The organism is Cellulophaga lytica DSM 7489, from assembly GCF_000190595.1.
Classification (GTDB): Bacteria; Bacteroidota; Bacteroidia; order Flavobacteriales; family Flavobacteriaceae; genus Cellulophaga; species Cellulophaga lytica.
Genome location: NC_015167.1, coordinates 3,422,968 through 3,440,669, shown reverse-complemented (window position 1 = coordinate 3,440,669; position 17,702 = coordinate 3,422,968). Strand labels below are relative to the sequence as shown.

The 17,702-nt window shown below is 31.9% G+C and carries 17 protein-coding genes; 13 read left to right on the top strand and 4 right to left on the bottom strand.

The features are described 5' to 3' along the window. Positions 1-29 precede the first annotated feature (29 nt). The 8 genes from CELLY_RS15150 to CELLY_RS15115 all read left to right on the top strand — a co-directional run bounded on the left by CELLY_RS15150 (position 30) and on the right by CELLY_RS15115 (position 11,254). Positions 30-2,429, top strand: a complete 2,400-nt coding sequence (locus tag CELLY_RS15150; protein WP_013622576.1) for a penicillin acylase family protein — start codon at positions 30-32, stop codon at positions 2,427-2,429. An 85-nt stretch (positions 2,430-2,514) separates the two neighbouring features. Then, positions 2,515-4,050 (top strand): YifB family Mg chelatase-like AAA ATPase, encoded by a 1,536-nt coding sequence (locus CELLY_RS15145; protein ID WP_013622575.1) that lies wholly within the window; start codon positions 2,515-2,517, stop codon positions 4,048-4,050. A gap of 69 nt (positions 4,051-4,119) precedes the next feature. Continuing rightward, on the top strand, positions 4,120-4,941 hold the full coding sequence (locus CELLY_RS16775; RefSeq protein ID WP_013622574.1) for a GLPGLI family protein: 822 nt from the start codon (positions 4,120-4,122) through the stop codon (positions 4,939-4,941). Between the two features lie 15 nt (positions 4,942-4,956). Then, positions 4,957-7,635: a TonB-dependent receptor gene (locus CELLY_RS15135; RefSeq protein ID WP_013622573.1), complete on the top strand. Its 2,679-nt coding sequence runs from the start codon at positions 4,957-4,959 to the stop codon at positions 7,633-7,635. A gap of 76 nt (positions 7,636-7,711) precedes the next feature. Continuing rightward, positions 7,712-8,944, top strand: a complete 1,233-nt coding sequence (locus CELLY_RS15130) for an Nramp family divalent metal transporter (protein ID WP_013622572.1) — start codon at positions 7,712-7,714, stop codon at positions 8,942-8,944. Further along, entirely contained in the window at positions 8,944-9,684 is a 741-nt protein-coding gene (gene pxpA / locus CELLY_RS15125) for a 5-oxoprolinase subunit PxpA (RefSeq protein ID WP_013622571.1), read from the top strand. The genes CELLY_RS15130 and pxpA overlap by 1 nt, the downstream gene beginning before the upstream one ends. 3 nt (positions 9,685-9,687) lie before the next feature. Next, positions 9,688-10,416, top strand: a complete 729-nt coding sequence (pxpB, locus tag CELLY_RS15120; protein WP_013622570.1) for a 5-oxoprolinase subunit PxpB — start codon at positions 9,688-9,690, stop codon at positions 10,414-10,416. Continuing rightward, positions 10,409-11,254 carry a 5-oxoprolinase subunit C family protein gene (locus tag CELLY_RS15115; protein ID WP_013622569.1) on the top strand — a complete coding sequence of 282 codons (846 nt, stop codon included), beginning with the start codon at positions 10,409-10,411 and terminating at the stop codon, positions 11,252-11,254. The genes pxpB and CELLY_RS15115 overlap by 8 nt, the downstream gene beginning before the upstream one ends. Positions 11,255-11,309: 55 nt before the next feature. Here CELLY_RS15115 and CELLY_RS15110 read toward each other — a convergent pair whose 3' ends face one another. Genes CELLY_RS15110 through CELLY_RS15100 form a run of 3 tightly spaced genes read right to left on the bottom strand, consistent with a single transcriptional unit; the run spans position 11,310 to position 13,295 of the window. Next, positions 11,310-12,074, bottom strand: a complete 765-nt coding sequence (locus tag CELLY_RS15110; protein WP_013622568.1) for a TIGR02757 family protein — start codon at positions 12,072-12,074, stop codon at positions 11,310-11,312. After that, a complete protein-coding gene (locus CELLY_RS15105) occupies positions 12,074-12,631 on the bottom strand; it encodes a CPBP family intramembrane glutamic endopeptidase (protein ID WP_013622567.1) in 558 nt (185 codons plus the stop codon). The genes CELLY_RS15110 and CELLY_RS15105 overlap by 1 nt, the downstream gene beginning before the upstream one ends. A 1-nt stretch (position 12,632) precedes the next feature. Further along, positions 12,633-13,295: an ABC transporter ATP-binding protein gene (locus CELLY_RS15100; RefSeq protein WP_013622566.1), complete on the bottom strand. Its 663-nt coding sequence runs from the start codon at positions 13,293-13,295 to the stop codon at positions 12,633-12,635. Positions 13,296-13,457: 162 nt separating this feature from the next. Between CELLY_RS15100 and folE the strand changes: the two genes are divergently transcribed. Genes folE through CELLY_RS15075 form a run of 5 tightly spaced genes read left to right on the top strand, consistent with a single transcriptional unit; the run spans position 13,458 to position 16,325 of the window. Continuing rightward, positions 13,458-14,057: a GTP cyclohydrolase I FolE gene (folE, locus tag CELLY_RS15095; protein WP_013622565.1), complete on the top strand. Its 600-nt coding sequence runs from the start codon at positions 13,458-13,460 to the stop codon at positions 14,055-14,057. Positions 14,058-14,111: 54 nt separating this feature from the next. Continuing rightward, positions 14,112-14,414 carry a hypothetical protein gene (locus CELLY_RS15090; protein ID WP_013622564.1) on the top strand — a complete coding sequence of 101 codons (303 nt, stop codon included), beginning with the start codon at positions 14,112-14,114 and terminating at the stop codon, positions 14,412-14,414. A gap of 1 nt (position 14,415) precedes the next feature. Continuing rightward, positions 14,416-14,601 (top strand): hypothetical protein, encoded by a 186-nt coding sequence (locus CELLY_RS15085; protein ID WP_013622563.1) that lies wholly within the window; start codon positions 14,416-14,418, stop codon positions 14,599-14,601. 21 nt (positions 14,602-14,622) lie between these two features. Beyond that, positions 14,623-15,843: a sulfite oxidase gene (locus CELLY_RS15080; protein WP_013622562.1), complete on the top strand. Its 1,221-nt coding sequence runs from the start codon at positions 14,623-14,625 to the stop codon at positions 15,841-15,843. After that, positions 15,843-16,325, top strand: coding sequence for a hypothetical protein (locus CELLY_RS15075; RefSeq protein WP_013622561.1), 483 nt, complete (start codon positions 15,843-15,845; stop codon positions 16,323-16,325). The genes CELLY_RS15080 and CELLY_RS15075 overlap by 1 nt, the downstream gene beginning before the upstream one ends. 126 nt (positions 16,326-16,451) lie before the next feature. Here the strand turns inward: CELLY_RS15075 and CELLY_RS15070 are convergent, their stop codons facing one another. Beyond that, positions 16,452-17,696 (bottom strand): hypothetical protein, encoded by a 1,245-nt coding sequence (locus CELLY_RS15070; RefSeq protein WP_013622560.1) that lies wholly within the window; start codon positions 17,694-17,696, stop codon positions 16,452-16,454. Between the last annotated feature and the right edge of the window lie 6 nt (positions 17,697-17,702).

Here is a 17,702-nt window from a genome sequence, read left to right as displayed (position 1 = left end):
TAATTCTACCTTTAGGCAAACAACCTATTATGCGCCGCTTAAAGAAGATACTAAAAATAATTATTCCGGTTTTAGGCTTGTTATTTTTAGCTTTTTGTATGTTTATTTATTCTTTAACTCCTGAGTATGAAGGAGAAAAAGATTTAAAAAATTTATCTAACCAAGTAGATGTCTATTATGACAATTACGGAATTCCTCATATTTATGGCGCTACAGAAAAAGATGCTATACGCGCATTAGGTTATGTACACGCACAAGATAGGTTGTGGCAAATGGAATTACTAAGGAGAATTGGCCCTGGTGAATTATCAGAGATTTTTGGAAAAGACTTAGTAGAAACAGACAAGCTTTTTTTATCGTTAGGTATAGATGATTACTCTAAGGAAACGGTAGCTAACTTAGATCCTAATAGTGACTATGTAAAGCTTGCAGAAGCTTATTTAGATGGTGTTAACCAGTTTCAGGAAGAAGGTCCAACTCCAGTAGAATTTTACTTAACAGGTGTAGATAAACGCCCTTTTACGCTAAAAGACATACATAATACCATTGGGTATATGGCATTTAGCTTTGCAATGGCGCACAAAACAGATCCATTACTTAGTACTATAAAGAGCAAGCTTGGTAGTGCTTACTTAAAAGATTTATCAATTACAACAGAACCATCTTCTACACTTATAGAAAATTACGACCCATTAAAAGATACTTTACAACTTAATTTGGCTAGCAAATTAGCTTCTACATTTAAAAACCTACCAATACCTTTGTTTGAGGGAAGTAATAGTTGGGTTTTATCGCCCCAAAAAACAAAAAACAAAGCTGTAATTTTAGCAAACGATCCACATATTGGTTTTTCTCAACCAACCGTTTGGTATGAAGCTCATTTAAGCACACCAACGTATAAAAAGTATGGGTATCACTTAGCAGGTGTTCCTTTTCCTTTATTGGCACACAACAGGCAGTTAGCCTATGGTTTAACAATGTTTGAGAATGATGATGTTGATTTTTATTATGAAGAAACTAACCCAAAAGATACTACACAGTATAAAACAGAAAATGGTTGGAGAAAATACAATTACAAGCATAAAATAATTAAGGTAAAAGGTGAGGATGATGTAAAATTTACGGTAAAATCTACCAGACACGGTGCAGTTTTAAACGGCATAGCAACTAGCGTAACAGAAGAAAAACCGGTTGCAATATCTTGGATTTTTACCCAAGTGGAAAATAAACTTTTAAGTGCATTGTATGGTATGTCTCACTCAGAGTCTATGGGTACTTTTAAACGTCATTTAAGAGATTTACACGCTCCAGGTTTAAATATAATGTACGGAGACGCAGAAGGCAATGTAGCTTGGTGGGCAACAGCTAAGTTGTATAAAATGTCAGATAGTACTAATACCAAATTAATTTTAAACGGAACAAATGGTATACAAGAACGTGGTGAGTTTTTAGATTTTTCTGAAAATCCGCACGCAGAAAATCCGCCTTGGGAATTTGTGTATTCTGCAAACAACCAACCAGACACTATAAACGGAAGGTTTTTTCCGGGATACTATTTGCCAGAAAACAGGGCTAAACGTATAGAGCAGTTGCTAAGGCCTAAAAATGATTGGGATAAAGCGTCGGTTTCTAAAATGATTACAGATGTTACTTCTGCTGTAGACCCAACCATTGTTACTAATATGGCTAAAAATATTGATATTAGTAAGTTAGATATTAATGCTATTAAATTATTAGACCAACTAACCAATTGGGATGGTAGCGCTACGGTAAACAGTGTAGAGTCTAGCTTATACCAACGCTGGGTGTTTTATATGCTTAAAAATACCTTAAAAGATGAGTTAGGTGAAGAACTTTTTAACCAGTTGCTTACAACACATTTTCATAAAAGATTAATTGCACCAATGGTAAGCAATAGCTCATCAATTTGGTGGGATAATGTAACAACTACCAAGGTAGAGACTTCAGATGATATTTTTCAGTTGTCATTAACAGATGCGCTATTGTCATTAAAAAATCAATTTGGAGAAAATACAGAAGCTTGGACTTGGGGAAAAATACATACATTAGAGCATGAGCACCCTATAGGTAAGGTAAAAACGTTACGCAAGTACTTTAATGTTGGCCCTTTCCCTGTGAATGGCACTAAAGAAGTTATAAATAATATGGGTTTTACCTATAGTGAAGATAGTATTTATAAAGTAACCTCAGGACCATCAACACGTAGGGTAATAGATTTTTCTGATATAGAAAATAGCATAAGCATACTACCTACAGGGCAATCTGGTAGTCCGTTTAGCTCTCATTATAACGATCAGGCTCAAATGTACTTAAATGGCGAGTTTCGTAAAATGATGATGAATAAAGAGGAAATTATAGCAACTAAAAAATCGTTATTGGTCTTTAAGCCACATGCAAGGGTAGAGTAGATATACTCCTTGTGAATTCATCAAAATATAAACAAACGTTAACTTTTAGAATATTTTTCTTACTTTTAAGAAAAATAAATAATTAATGCTTACAAAGGTTTTTGGTAGTGCTGTATTTGGTGTAGAGGCTACAACTATTACAGTAGAAGTTAATATTAACAAAGGTATTGGCTACCATTTAGTAGGTTTGCCAGACAATGCAATAAAAGAAAGTAACTACAGAATTGCTGCAGCTTTGCAGAATAATGGTTATAAAATTCCTGGAAAAAAAATAACTATAAATATGGCTCCCGCAGACCTACGTAAAGAAGGTTCTGCGTATGATTTAACTTTAGCATTAGGAATTTTAAGTGCATCCGGACAAATAAAATCAGACAATATAGAAAAGTATTTAATAATGGGTGAAATTTCCTTAGATGGTAGTTTACAACCCATAACTGGTGCTTTACCCATTGCAATAAAGGCTCAAGAAGAAGGTTTTGAAGGGTTTATTTTACCTAAACAAAATGTAAAAGAAGCTGCAATTGTGTCTGGCTTAAAAGTGTATGGTGTAGAAAAAATTACAGAAGTAATAGACTTTTTTGATAAAGATGTTCCTTTAGAGCAAACTATTGTAGATACTAGAACAGAGTTTTATAAAAGTTTAGATTTTCCTGAGTTCGATTTTTCTGATGTAAAAGGCCAAGAAAGTATTAAACGCAGTATGGAAATTGCAGCAGCTGGCGGACACAACATTATACTAATTGGTCCTCCTGGAGCAGGAAAAACAATGTTAGCCAAGCGTTTACCTTCTATTTTGCCTCCAATGACCCTGCACGAGGCTTTAGAAACCACAAAAATACACAGTGTAGTAGGTAAAATTAAAAATGCCGGACTAATGAACCAGCGTCCGTTTAGAAATCCACATCACACCATTAGCTCTGCTGCTTTAGTAGGCGGTGGAAGTTACCCGCAACCGGGTGAAATATCTTTATCGCATAACGGAGTTCTTTTCTTAGATGAGCTTCCTGAGTTTGAGCGTAAAGTGCTAGAGGTTATGCGTCAACCAATTGAAGATAGAGAGGTAACCATTGCTAGAGCACGTTTTACAGTAACCTACCCAAGTAGTTTTATGTTAGTTGCAAGTATGAATCCTAGTCCGGGTGGTTATTTTAATGATCCGGATGCTCCTGTAACATCTTCGCCTGCAGAAATGCAACGGTATTTAAGCAAAATATCAGGTCCGTTATTAGATCGTATAGATATACATATAGAAGTTACTCCCGTTCCTTTTGAAAAACTATCAGAAGAGCGTAAAGGAGAAAGTAGCGTAGAGATTAGAAAACGTGTTACTGCAGCAAGAGAAGTACAAACAAAACGTTTTGAAGCCTTAGAAAACATACACTACAACGCACAAATGAATACCAAACAAATACGAGAGTATTGTGTTTTAGATACACCGTCTAAAGAATTATTAAAAACAGCTATGGAGCGCTTAAACTTATCTGCTAGAGCGTATGACAGGATTTTAAAAGTAGCAAGAACAATATCCGATTTAGCGGGTTCAGAGGCTATTTTAGGAGATCATATTTCTGAGGCTATACAATACCGTAGTTTAGATAGAGAAGGATGGTTAGGGTAGGTTTTAACATCTTATTACGAAAGAAAAATACTATATTCGTTTTTTATGTTTTAAGACATTAAATACAGTATGAAAGAAAGAGTACTTAGTCTAATTTTTATTACAATTAGCTCATTTTATTTATTTGCACAGAAAGATTCTGTAAATATATATCAAATAGAGTATGAAAGAACTTTAACAATAGAAGAAGGTAAAAGACCTTTTATAGGTGTTTATGAGCTAAATAAATTTGTAGAGCTAAATAAGTCTATTTACACAAAAAAAAGCAAATTAAAAACTACAGAAGTTGTAACTACAGATGAAGATGACGATTCTAGATTTACTTTTACGCCAACAGGTAAAAATATTAGTACGTTATTTAAGGACTACAACAAAGGTGCTTTTTACTCTAAACATGAAGTTGCTTACAAATATTTTGTTGTTAAGGATAGTCTAAATATTTTTAATTGGAGCATACAAAATAATACTAAAGAAATTTTAGGTTTTAAATGCCAATTGGCAACAATGGACTTTAGAGGGAGAAAGTATGAGGCTTGGTTTACGCCTGATCTTCCTGTTGGTGGTCCTTATAAATATGATGGCTTACCAGGTATGATTTTAGAGCTGAAATCTATAGATAACTTTATATCTTTTAAACCTATAGGTATTAAAAATACCAAGGTAAAGCTAGCTGTTTTAGAAAACCCTTTTGATACAAAAGGTGCACTAACTTGGCAGGATCATAAAGACTTGTACAAGAAAAAAGCAATAGAGCTTTTAAGTTATAGGGCTAATGAAAATAGTAGAGGTGTAGTATCTTCTAGAGGTGGTATTGAATTATATATAGATGAAGACGACAAAGAGTATAATGATGCACTAAATAAATACCATAAGAAATTTTCTAAAAATTAATAGCACACATAACTTTTGAAAAATTTCTTTTGTTCTAAAATTCTACTAATAACATTTCTTTTACTAGGTAGTATAGCATTAAGCTATTCACAAGTAATACAAGGTACTGTTACTACTAGTGATAATACACCTATAAACGCACAAATACTGTTAAAAGAACCTAGTAATAATAATGTAATTAAAGAGTTTATACTTGTTACTAAAGGGGCGTTTACTTATAAACTTAAAAAAAGTTACTCCACCAACAGTTTCTTTTTAACTGTTAAAGCCACAGGGTATACGGATTATACAGAGGAGATAAAAAGATTAAAACCATTAGATACATTAAATTTTAAGTTTGTATTGTTTAAAGAAAAAATTGAATATTTAAATGAAGTTGTACTTGAAAAAAAGAAAGCATTTACAATAAAAGAAGATACTGTTACCTATAATGTAGATTCTTATGTAGATGGTGCAGAAAGAAAAGTAGAAGACTTACTAAAGAAACTTCCGGGTATAGAGGTTGATAGTGGTACAGGTAATATTAGTTACAGGGGTAAATCTATAGAAACTGTCACAATTGAAGGAGATAATTTGTTTGATTACAATTATACTATAGGTACTAAAAATATAAATATAGATTTAATTGAAGAAATAGAAGCTATAGAAAACTATTCTGAAAACAAACTTTTAAAAGGAATTGAAAATAGTCAAAAAGTTGCTTTAAATTTAAAACTAAAAAAAGACAGAAGTGACATTTCTGGTAGTATAGATATTGGACTAGGAGGTTTTACTACTTCTAAAAAAAGCCCGCTAGATGTATCAACAAATTTATTAGCAATAAATAAAATACATAAATCTTTTGCTGTAGGTACTTACAATTCTATTGGTAAAAATTCGTCTCCTTTTAATTATTCTGGTAATCAAATTACGCAAGAGCAGTTAAAGGATGAAAAATACTACGCACAAAATATAATTCCAGGATATAATATTAATCAGGTTACTAATAACAATTTATCAAATCAAAATAGTCTGTTGTTTACTAATTTTAATAGTATTTATAAAGTAACTAATAAATTAAAAGCAAAAGTAAATTTATATTATTTGTCAGATAAAATTAACAGTAACCAGTTCTCAGAAAGTACTATAATTACTGGTGATGAGCAGTTTGCAATTTTTGATGATAACTATATAAACAAAAAACCTTTACAATGCAGAGGAGATTTAGAATTAAAGTACAACACATCTAAAACTTCTTTGTTAGAGTATAATGTTAGTTTTAGGGATGAAACGATAGATACTGAATATAGAACTATATCTAACCAAGAGAATGATTTTAATTCACTACTTAATACCCAAAATAAATTGTTTAAACAGAACTTGGAGTATACCAACAAGGTGTCAGAAAACAAGGCTTTACAGATTAATTTAGCAAATTCTTTTAATAATTTAGATCAAAATTTTACCATTGATCCTTCTGTTTTTAATACTGAAAATTTTAATAGTGATATACAAAGTAATTCTTCTAAAAAATACTACGCGGCTTTTAAAACAGTTTTGCTAGGTAAAAGTAAAAAGAACAATAAATACAGTGTTTTAGTGGGATTTAATTTAGGTAAAGAAACTTTTTATTCTAATTTAATTAGCAAAAATAACACGCAAGAGTTAGCGGTTGATGGAAGTTTAAATGATGTAAATTTTATTAAAAATAGCATATACACTCAAGGATCATATAATTGGAAAATAGGAAAATTTTCTTTTTCACCTAAACTTTCTTTTCAGCAACTTTATCAAGATTTAGAAGGCGCTACAAGCCCCTTAGATGAAAATATTTTTATTTTTGAGCCTTCATTATCAGTGATGTATAAGTTTAATGGAAATTCGTATTTAAATTTAAATACAGGTTTTAATCAAAACACACAGGAAATTCAGAATGTATTTGAGAACCAAGTTTTAATTAGTAATCGTATGGTAAAAAATAATATTCCTGATATTACAACACGAAAAAATCAAAAATATAGTCTTATGTACTCTAAAAATGATCTTTTTAATCAGTTAACATTATCTTTTGGAGTGGATTACTTAAAGCAAAAAGGTAATTATTTCTCCAATACAGATATAAATGAAAACGCTATAAAAACAACAAGTTTTTTTCTAAATGAATACACAGATAATACTAGTTTTTTCTTTAATTTTTCAAAGTTAATACCATCAATAAAAACTAATTTCAAAATTTCATCAAACTATTCAATTTACAATTATAAAAACATCATTAATAATTCAGGATTAAGAGACAATAAAGCTCTTTATTTGTTTAATAGTCTTTTCTTAAAAACCGCTTTTAATTCATCAATTAATTTTGAGAATACAACTAAGTTTACTTATCAGGAAACCGTAAGCCAGAGTTTATTTGTAAATAAGTCTTTAGAAAATAATTTTAAACTACTATTTAAACCATCAAGGTCTATATTTAGTAGTGTTTCTTATAATTATTTTATTCCAAATTTTACCGACAAGGATACAACCAATTCATTCTTAAATTTTGATATAATGTATATACCTCAAAATAAAAATTGGCAATTGGGATTAAAAGGGGTTAATTTATTAGATAACACTTCATTTATACAGAGAAATGTAAATGAATTTTCTATTAACTCTCAAAAAACGAATCTACTAGGTAGATATTACTTGCTTAATTTTATGTATTCATTTTAATATTATACCTCTTTAAACTTTATATGCGTATAAGTTTTTTTATCTTTCAACTTACATTAAATAACCAAACTACAGAATGATAAAAAAATGGTTTAAAAACATTGGGCCAGGTCCGCTAATAGCAGCAGCTTTTATTGGTCCAGGAACTATTACAGTATGTACACTAGCGGGAGTTTATTTTGGGTTTGCATTGCTTTGGGCTATGGTACTTTCTATAGTTGCTACAATTGTTTTGCAAGAGATGTCTGCTAGAGTAGGTATTGTATCTCAAAAAGGACTAAGCAAAATTATACGTACAGAAATTAAAAATCCAATTGTAAAATGGTTTACCATAGTACTTATACTTTCTGCAATTGTTATTGGTAATGCTGTTTATGAGGCTGGTAATATAAGTGGTGGTATATTGGGTTTAGAGGCAATACTGGGAGATTCCTATGTAAATGTGGGGAGTTTTTCGTTTAACTATTTAAGTATTTTAATTGGTGTAATAGCTTTTGCTTTATTATTTATTGGTAATTATAAGGTTTTAGAGAAAGCATTAATTTCTTTGGTTATAGCAATGAGCTTGGCTTTTTTAATTACCGCAATTATTACCAAACCAAACATAGCAGCTATTTTTAGTGGTATTTTTAAACCAACTTTACCTAAAGACGGTATATTAACAGTAATTGCTTTAATTGGTACAACTGTTGTGCCTTATAATTTGTTTTTACACGCATCATTGGTAAGTGAAAAATGGAAATCGGTTACCGACTTACAATATGCACGTAAAGATACCATTGTGGCTGTTATTTTAGGAGGTATAGTATCTATGTGTGTTATAATATCTGCTGCTGCAATACAAGGAAGTGACATTAATTCTGCTGCCGATTTAGCCAAAGGGCTAGAGCCTTTGTTTGGTAGTTTTGCAAAGTACTTTTTAGCTATTGGTTTATTTGCCGCTGGTATTACTAGTGCAATTACAGCTCCTTTAGCTGCGGCCTATGTTACTTGTGGTTGTTTGGGGTGGTCTACAAACTTAAAATCATCAAAATTTAGAGCTGTTTGGATGTTTATTTTGTTTTTAGGCGTTGTATTTTCTTCATTAGGAATTAAACCTATTGACATTATAAAATTTGCTCAGATAGCAAACGGAATTTTACTACCAATTATAGCTGCTTTTTTATTATGGATAATGAATAAGGAGTCGGTTTTAGGTGTATACAAAAACAATATAAAACAAAATATACTAGGCTTTATAATTCTTGCAATTAGTATTTTACTATCTGTAGCAACTTTAAATAAAGTATTTTCTTTAAACTTATTTTAATGGCAGTAAACACAATAGATATTAATGTAGATGTTGGTGAGGGAGTAGGTAATGAGTCGCAATTAATGCCTTATATTTCTTCCTGTAATATAGCTTGTGTCGGACACGCTGGTACTATAGATTTAATGAAGCATATTGTCCGTTTAGCAAAAAAACATAACGTAAAAATAGGTGCACATCCTTCTTTTCCGGATAAAGAAAACTTTGGAAGGGTTGTAATGAAAATGAGTAACCAGGAGTTACTAAATTCTATTCAAAAACAACTACTAAACTTACTTACTATAATTGAAGAAGGAGAAACTACTTTGCATCATATAAAGCCACACGGCGCATTGTACAATTTAGCAGCAGTAGATGAAAATGTAGCAAAAGTGATAGTAAAAGCTGTAAAAAGCATCAATTTACCTGTAAAATTATATGTTCCTTATAATTCTGTAATAGCTAGTGTTGCTATAGAACAGGGTGTAGAAATTATGTTTGAGGCTTTTGCAGATCGTAATTATAATGATGATTTAACACTAGTTTCTAGATCACAAAAAAATGCAGTTATACAAGATTTTGATATGTTGTTTAATCACGTGTACGGTATGTTTTACAGTAAAAAGGTAGTTACTGTGCAAGGAACAATAAAAACAATTAAAGCAGATACGTTTTGTGTGCACGGAGACAACCCCAATGCGGTAAAAATTATAAAACAGTTAAAAGATAAATTAAAGAGTTTAAATATTGATGTAGCTTAACATATGACAACTAATGTAAACTATAAAATATTTGGAGATACTTCTATTTTGGTAGAATGGCAGCCTGTTATTACAAAAGGTATTTTACGTGATGTATTAGAGTTTAGATCTAAAATTGAAACTTTTTACACATCAGGAATTCAGGTTACAACGGCTTACAATTCTCTTTTAGTAGCTTTTGATGATGTTAAAGTAGACTTGCCTGTTGAAATTGAAACTCTAAAAACAATATATCTTCATAAATCCAAATTAAACGTTAGTAATTATAAGCTTTGGAAAATTCCTGTTTGTTATGATGATGAATTTGGAATAGACCTTAAAGAAATAGCTGCGGAGAAAAATAGTAGTGTAGACCAAATTATAGCACTGCATACTAAAACCGTATATACTGTATATTTTGTGGGTTTTTTACCTGGATTTTTATATCTAGGAGGGTTGCCAAAAGAATTAACAATGCCCAGAAAAGCAACGCCGCGTTTAAAAATAGAAAAAGGTGCGGTGGCAATAGGAGGTAACCAAACGGGAGTTTACCCTGTAGAAAGCCCTGGAGGTTGGAATATTATTGGCAACTCACCACTTCCTTTTTTTGATGTAACCAAAGATGTTCCTTGTTTTGCTAAACCAGGAGATGCTATTCAGTTTTATTCGGTTACAAAAAAGAAGTATGATGATATAAAAACTTTAGTAAATGCTGATGTTTTTCAAATAGAAAGTGAGGATTACAATGGTTAAAGTATTGCAAACAGGTTTTTTTACCTCGGTACAAGATTTAGGTAGGTTTGGCTACCAGCAATACGGAGTGCCTTACGCAGGTGTAATGGATGAAAGAGCTGCTTTAATAGCTAATTTGTTATTAGGAAATACTAAAAATAATGCCGTTTTAGAGTTTACAATGACAGGTCCAAAACTTCAGTTTTTATGTACCACTAAAATATGTATTTCAGGAGGGGATTTTCAGCCAAAATTAAATAGCATACCTATAAATAATAATAGTGTAATTGTTGTAAAAGAGGACGATATTTTGTCTTTTGGAGCAAAAAAGAGTGGTTTTAGAGGTTATATAGCTGTTTTAGGCGGATTTTTAACTGATGTTGTTATGAAAAGTAGAAGTATGTTTAAAAACGTTACTCAGCATCAAACCATACAAAAAAATCTTCTTTTACCTATTAAAAATGCTGTAACTATAGAAAAACAATCAAACGCTAGTTTAGCTGTAAATAATGTTTATTTAGAAGAAAAAATCATTACCGCGCATAAAGGGCCAGAGTTTCATAAGTTAACTATTCAACAACAGAAAAAACTATTAAATGCAGGGTTTACGGTTTCAAAAAATAATAGTAGAATGGCATACCAACTAACAGAGCTTTTGCCTAATACTTTAGAACCTATAATAACATCCGTAGTATTGCCAGGAACAGTACAGCTAACTCCGTCTGGGCAACTTATAATTTTAATGAAAGATTGCCAAACCACAGGTGGTTACCCAAGAGTGTTGCAATTATCAAACACCGCAATAAATATACTAGCTCAGAAATTTACTGGAGATGAACTTGTTTTTAGTTTAATATAAATAAGAGATAATAGAAAATAGAGAAGAGAAAATAGAGAAAAACTAAAAATCTAATCTAAAACCCTTCAAAAACTCCAAGTCCAAACAAAGCAAAGTCGTACTTAGATGGGTCTTTAGGATCTAGTTTACGCAAGCTTTTATCTAATTCAGCTAAAGCTTTAGCATCATTCTGTTTTCGTTTTAGCAACCCTAATTTACGGGCAACGTTGCCAGAGTGTACATCTAGGGGGCAAGAGAGTAGTGCAGGGTCTATAGTTTTCCAGATGCCAAAATCTACATTGGTATTAGAGTCGCGTACCATCCAGCGTAAAAACATATTAATACGTTTAGCAGCAGAACCTTTTAAAGGGTCAGATATATGCTTTGTGGTACGTAAAGGGTGTTCTATTTCAAAAAAAGTAGTCTTAAATTTAGAAATAGCAGTTTGTAAGTCGTTTTCTTTGGTATGCGTTTTAAAAACAGCTTCTAAGCCACCGTGATTTGTATAAATGTTTTTTAAACTCTGTACAAAAAAAGCAAAATCGGTTTCATTAAATGTACGGTGTACAAAACCTTTAAAATTACCCAAATCATCATCAGAATGGTTTAAAACAAAATCGTGCGGAGAGTTGTGCATAAGAGCCATCATTTTATCCGCATTTTTAATAATACTTTTACGGTTTCCCCAAGCTATAGTTGCCGTTAAAAAACCAGCAATTTCAATATCTTCTTTTTTTGTAAAACGATGCGGAATCTGTAGTGGATCTGAATTTATAAAATCTGGATTGTTGTATTGTACAACCTTAACATCTAAAAACTCTTTTAACTCAGCTTTTGTCATTATTCTATAGGAAGTTCTAAAAGTTTAATAAGTGCCAAAGGTAAAAACAGAATAAAGTTGTGGCAAGCGTGTAGCGCAATAGACCAAATTAGACCAAATTTTATTCTAATAAAGCCAGCAAAAGTACCTAAAACTAGTTGTGGTGCAACTAAAAAAGGCGACAATACAAGTGCCATTGGTGTAATTTCAAAATTACTAATGTGTACTGCGCCAAATAATAAAATAGATACATAAAGAGCTATTTTAAACCTTTTGGTTTCTTTAAAAAAAGCAAGCGGACCTCTAAAAAGCAACTCTTCAAACAAAGGTGCAACTATAACAATTAATAAAAAAAGCATAGGAGTAGTATAATCATCCATAACAGAGCTTAAGGCGTGCTCATTAGGTCCTAAAATACCTGTTGTTTCCCAAATAGAGTTAAAAACAACAATACCAATACCTATTAATAAGCCCCAAAAAAGCAGCTTAATAAAGGTTACAAATCTATACCCAAAGTCTGTATTTTCATCTGGTGTATTGGTAGGATTTTTTAAAAAAGCGTAAACTATTTTTAGCATATTATGATGTTATTTGTCCGTCTACCATTACCAATTTTCTATCTGCCATATCTGCTAACTCTTGGTTATGAGTAACAATTACAAACGTTTGGCCAAACTCATCTCGTAATTTAAAAAATAGTTTGTGTAGGTTGTCTGCACTTTCAGAATCTAAGTTACCACTAGGTTCATCTGCAAAAATAATAGAAGGGTTATTTATTAAAGCTCTTGCAACAGCTACTCGTTGTTGTTCTCCTCCAGATAGCTCACTAGGTTTGTGATGGTATCTATGAGAAAGTCCTAGAAAATCTAAAAGTTCTTTTCCTCTTTTTTCGGCAGTTTCTTTAGTTGTTTTTTTTATAAAAGCAGGGATACAAACATTTTCTAAAGCTGTAAACTCTGGTAATAGCTGGTGAAACTGAAAAATAAAGCCAATATGCTCATTTCTAAATTTAGCTAGTTCTTTATCTTTTAATGTGGTAATGTCTGTATTCTTAATTATTAATTCACTAGATGCTGTTTTAGAAATAGCATCTAATGTACCAAGTATTTGAAGTAATGTTGTTTTACCTGCCCCAGAAGAACCAACTATAGATACAATTTCATTTTCTTTTATATGAATATCTAAACCTTTTAAAACCTGAAGGTCTCCGTAAAACTTTTGAATATTTTTAGCTTTTATCATTCCCTATCTTTTTCGCCAATGAAAGTACTCATTAGCGTTGATATGGCAAAAATAAATAAAAGAAAGCGGTATTCAATTTTAATACCTATTTTTGAATAAATAGAGCATTTTGCTTTAAAATTAGTGCACAGCATAATGAAACGAGTACAAAACAATATATAGATGTCTTTTTATAAAAATTTTGAAGAATACAATTTAGAAGCAACCGAATCTGTAAAAGAAAAATACGCTAAAATAATTGAAGGTGTAGGTGAAGATGTTAGTAGAGAAGGTTTGGTAAAAACCCCAGAGAGAGCAGCAAAAGCTATGATGTTTTTAACACAAGGGTATGAGCAAGACCCTGTAGAGATATTAAAAGCTGCAATGTTTAAAGAAGATTATGATGATATGGTTATTATTAAAGATATAGAATTATACTCTTTATGTGAGCACCATATGTTGCCCTTTTTTGGAAAGGCACACGTAGCATATATACCAAACGGACATATTGTTGGGTTAAGCAAAATACCTAGAATTGTTGACGTTTTTGCAAGAAGGTTACAAGTGCAAGAACGTTTAACTCACGATATTTTAGAATGTTTAAATAATACCTTAAAACCACAAGGGGTTGCAGTTGTTATAGAAGCATCTCATATGTGTATGATGATGCGTGGCGTGCAAAAACAAAATTCTGTAACCACAACATCTGGTTTTAGAGGTCAGTTTGAGAAGCAAGAAACGCGTAATGAGTTTTTAAAGTTAATTAGTTCAGACCTATCATAACAAACAGTGGCATTACTTTTGTATATTAGTAGGTAAACACTAACTTTTTTTAATATGACAAATACTAAAAATACAAAATACAGAGACCTATTTTTAGGACTTCTTTTTGACGCCGTAGGTATGCTTTCTTTTTCTGTTTTAGGAATAGGAGAGTTTTCTGATGTTATTTGGGCGCCACTATCATTTTGGCTAATGACCAGAATGTATAAAGGTGCTGCAGGTAAAGCAGCTGGTATGGCATCTTTTGTAGAAGAATTAATCCCTGGCACAGATTTTATACCTTCTTTTACCATTATGTGGTTTTATACCTACGTTATAAGTGGCTCAAAACTAGGAGATGTGCTAGAAAAAAAATAGTATGAGTAAAAAAATTATACCATTTATTGTAATATTCTTCTGTTTATTACTAATTTTAATGCACCTACTTACTGCAGATTTTAACAATTTAAGCATTGGTTTTTATGTGGGTATTGCATCCGCTACAATAGTTACTATTGCAATGATTTTTAACATAAGAGCAAGAAATAGGGGAGAAATTGAGTAATAATTTGATCTTATAACTAATTTGAAAAGAAGAAATTTTGTTAAAAAGGCTTCCTTAACTACTATGGCAGGTATTATTGGAGCCGATATTGTTTTTGGTTCTAAAATGCCAGTAAATTACCAACCTTTAGCTTTACAAGAAACAGATCCGTTTACCTTGTTTAATTTAGATAAGGAAATGGTTGTTTTAAACGATAAGCCTTGGAATATTGAAGCTAAAGCACATTTGCTAGATGAAAAAGTAACATCTAACAAAAATATGTTTATTAGGAATAATGGTATTCCGCCAGAAAATATAGACATCTCTAAATGGACACTTACCATAGATGGCGAATCTGTACAGCAGAAAAAAACATATACTTTATCAGAATTAAAATCTAAATTTAAACAGTATACTTACCAATTAACAATAGAGTGTGGTGGTAATGGTAGATCTGAGTTTAACCCGCCTGCTAAAGGAAACCAGTGGACTGTTGGTGCGGTGTCTTGTGCAAGTTGGACAGGAGTTAGACTTAAAGATATACTTGATGATGTAGGTATTAAAGATTCTGCCGTTTATATTGGGTACCACGCAGCAGACTCTCATATTAGTAGAGATCCTAACAAAGAGCCTATCTCTAGAGGTGTGCCAATGAGCAAAGCTTTACAAGATGAAACTTTGGTTGCTTTTAAAATGAACGGTAAAGATATACCAGCGGCTCACGGTTATCCTTTACGTTTGGTATGTGGTGGTTGGCCAGCATCTACATCTGGGAAATGGCTAAATGGTATTAGTGTACGAAACAAAGAACATGATGGGGCTAAAATGAAAGCTCCGGCTTACAGAGTACCAAAAAATCCGGTTGTACCAGGAGAAAAGGTTAAAGACGAGGATATGAAAATTATAGAGTCTATGCCTGTAAAATCTTTAATAACTTATCCTAAATCTGGAGCAATGATAGATTTGGGTAAAAAACTAAACATTCGCGGACACGCTTGGGCAGGAGAGTTAGAGGTAATTAAAATGGAGTTTTCTATAGACTTTGGTGCTACCTGGCATAATTGTACTGTAGAAAAACCTGTAAACAGGTTAGCGTGGCAGCATTTTAATGCAGCAATTACATTTCCAGAAAAAGGGTATTATGAAGTTTGGGCTAGGGCAACAGATGCAAATAATGTAGCACAGCCAATGCTTGTACCTGGCTGGAACCCAAAAGGATATTTAAACAATGCTTGTCATAGAATAGCTGTAAAAGTGAAATAATGAGCGAAGAAAACAAGTTTAAAAATCAGGTTAAGCAAATATACAGAATGCTTGTTGTAATTTGGTGTGTAGTACTTTTAGGAGTAGTATTTGCTATTTATGCACTAGTAGATCCAAATTTTTCTGCTTTTAATACAGATGAAGAATTGCAAGCTGTTTTAGTAGAAAATACTATTGAAGAAGATGATTGGGACAAAATTGAAAATGGTATACACTTAAGAACAGGTTTTGTAGAGGATGATGGTTTAATGACTGTGGTGAATAATTGTACTAGTTGCCATTCTGCCAAAATGGTTACTCAAAACAGAATGACTAAAGAACGTTGGATAGCAACAATTAGATGGATGCAAGAAACCCAAAACCTTTGGGATTTAGGTAATAATGAAGAGATTATAGTAAACTACTTAGCTAAAAATTACGCACCCAAAAGTATGGGTAGACGTGCTAATTTAGAAAATATTGAATGGTATAATCTAAACTAATTTACCACTTGTTATTAGCAGGTTTAAAACTTATTAAATGACCTTATTTAAAGTTTTTATTTAAATCTAAGCCCTTAAGAAAATACTCTAAGGGCTGTAGACAATTATTAACGAAAAAACTAAAAATTAATCATAGTCAGAGTAACGTACGGCAAATACTGTTCTGTTTTCTTCGCCATACTTAGAGGTTTCATACTCTGTTAAATTCCATAATAAGCCTGTGCTTTTCTCAAGGTAAAAATCCTCAGCTCCATGTGGCCATCTATATCTTGTTCCAGATGCATCACCGTCTGTGTAACGCACTAATCTTGCTGTAGAACCTTTATAACTACTTTTACCTGTAACAGCAAAAACACTTGTGCTATCTTTTCTGTAAACACCTTGTATGTTGTATAGTGGTCCGTTATTACCTGATGCATTATCTTTAGGAACACTTATTTCTGCCGGTATGTAAGTATCAATATCTCCATTGCTTTTTAGGTTAAACCCGTAAACAGAAGGTATAATACTGCTGTTACTAGTTTTATATTGTGATGTGTAAAGCATATTATTACCAGTGGTGTTTTCTCCTAATGATACACAAGAAAAAGGATCTCCATCTAAAATATCATAATATCCAGATTGCGGTAAAATATACCCATAATTAAAAGCTTTTAAATCTCCGTTTGCGTCTTGGCCAATTTTGTTTTTGGTATTGTCTGAACTAGCAGCTATAATATTATTTAAATCAAAAACACGTAATCCTAAACTAGTAGAAGCTACATATATTTTCTGATTTGCATAAGCTACACCACCAGCGTGTATGGTAACTGGTGCAAACAAATTTAATTGATCATAACTATTTGTAGCCTTAAATAACTTAGGGTTACTAATGTTGTTTTTGTCTTGTACTAATAGTATATGGCGGTAAGTTATGCTGCTTGGGTTTGTGATATCTACTAAAGAAATTCTAACTCCTTTATGTTGGTTTTCAACTCCGTCTATATTAGATGGACCAATACCATACCAAGTTGTTAGTAAAAATCGTTTTTGATTCCACGTAAAACCTGTTATTCCTTGTGGTCTCCAATCTGTAGTGTTTTGGTCACCAGTATTCCATTTAAAACCTAATACTTGGTTATCTTCTGGAATATTAAAACCATAAACTTGGTTGTAGCCAGCAGTTGTAGCATTCCTGTTTAGGCTAATATCTGTTGGGTTAAGGAAAGTTTCTGTACTTAAAGAGTTTATAAAAGCACTTTCATCTACGTAGTTAATACCTGTATTAGGAAGGGTGGCTACAGCGTCCTCTGTTGTGTCTATTGCCTCTGTTTGGCAACTTATTGCAGTAAAAGCAGCGCATAATACACTTATAATTATATGTTTTTTCATAATGTT

Excerpts from the sequence above, each read along its gene's own strand:
- CELLY_RS15150 (WP_013622576.1), top strand. The coding sequence starts at position 30 with ATGCGCCGCTTAAAGAAGATACTAAAAATAATTATTCCGGTTTTAGGC.
- CELLY_RS15145 (WP_013622575.1), top strand. The coding sequence starts at position 2,515 with ATGCTTACAAAGGTTTTTGGTAGTGCTGTATTTGGTGTAGAGGCTACA.
- CELLY_RS16775 (WP_013622574.1), top strand. The coding sequence starts at position 4,120 with ATGAAAGAAAGAGTACTTAGTCTAATTTTTATTACAATTAGCTCATTT.
- CELLY_RS15130 (WP_013622572.1), top strand. The coding sequence starts at position 7,712 with ATGATAAAAAAATGGTTTAAAAACATTGGGCCAGGTCCGCTAATAGCA.
- pxpA (WP_013622571.1), top strand. The coding sequence starts at position 8,944 with ATGGCAGTAAACACAATAGATATTAATGTAGATGTTGGTGAGGGAGTA.
- pxpB (WP_013622570.1), top strand. The coding sequence starts at position 9,688 with ATGACAACTAATGTAAACTATAAAATATTTGGAGATACTTCTATTTTG.
- CELLY_RS15115 (WP_013622569.1), top strand. The coding sequence starts at position 10,409 with ATGGTTAAAGTATTGCAAACAGGTTTTTTTACCTCGGTACAAGATTTA.
- CELLY_RS15110 (WP_013622568.1), bottom strand. The coding sequence starts at position 12,074 with ATGACAAAAGCTGAGTTAAAAGAGTTTTTAGATGTTAAGGTTGTACAA.
- CELLY_RS15105 (WP_013622567.1), bottom strand. The coding sequence starts at position 12,631 with ATGCTAAAAATAGTTTACGCTTTTTTAAAAAATCCTACCAATACACCA.
- CELLY_RS15100 (WP_013622566.1), bottom strand. The coding sequence starts at position 13,295 with ATGATAAAAGCTAAAAATATTCAAAAGTTTTACGGAGACCTTCAGGTT.
- folE (WP_013622565.1), top strand. The coding sequence starts at position 13,458 with ATGTCTTTTTATAAAAATTTTGAAGAATACAATTTAGAAGCAACCGAA.
- CELLY_RS15090 (WP_013622564.1), top strand. The coding sequence starts at position 14,112 with ATGACAAATACTAAAAATACAAAATACAGAGACCTATTTTTAGGACTT.
- CELLY_RS15085 (WP_013622563.1), top strand. The coding sequence starts at position 14,416 with ATGAGTAAAAAAATTATACCATTTATTGTAATATTCTTCTGTTTATTA.
- CELLY_RS15075 (WP_013622561.1), top strand. The coding sequence starts at position 15,843 with ATGAGCGAAGAAAACAAGTTTAAAAATCAGGTTAAGCAAATATACAGA.
- CELLY_RS15070 (WP_013622560.1), bottom strand. The coding sequence starts at position 17,696 with ATGAAAAAACATATAATTATAAGTGTATTATGCGCTGCTTTTACTGCA.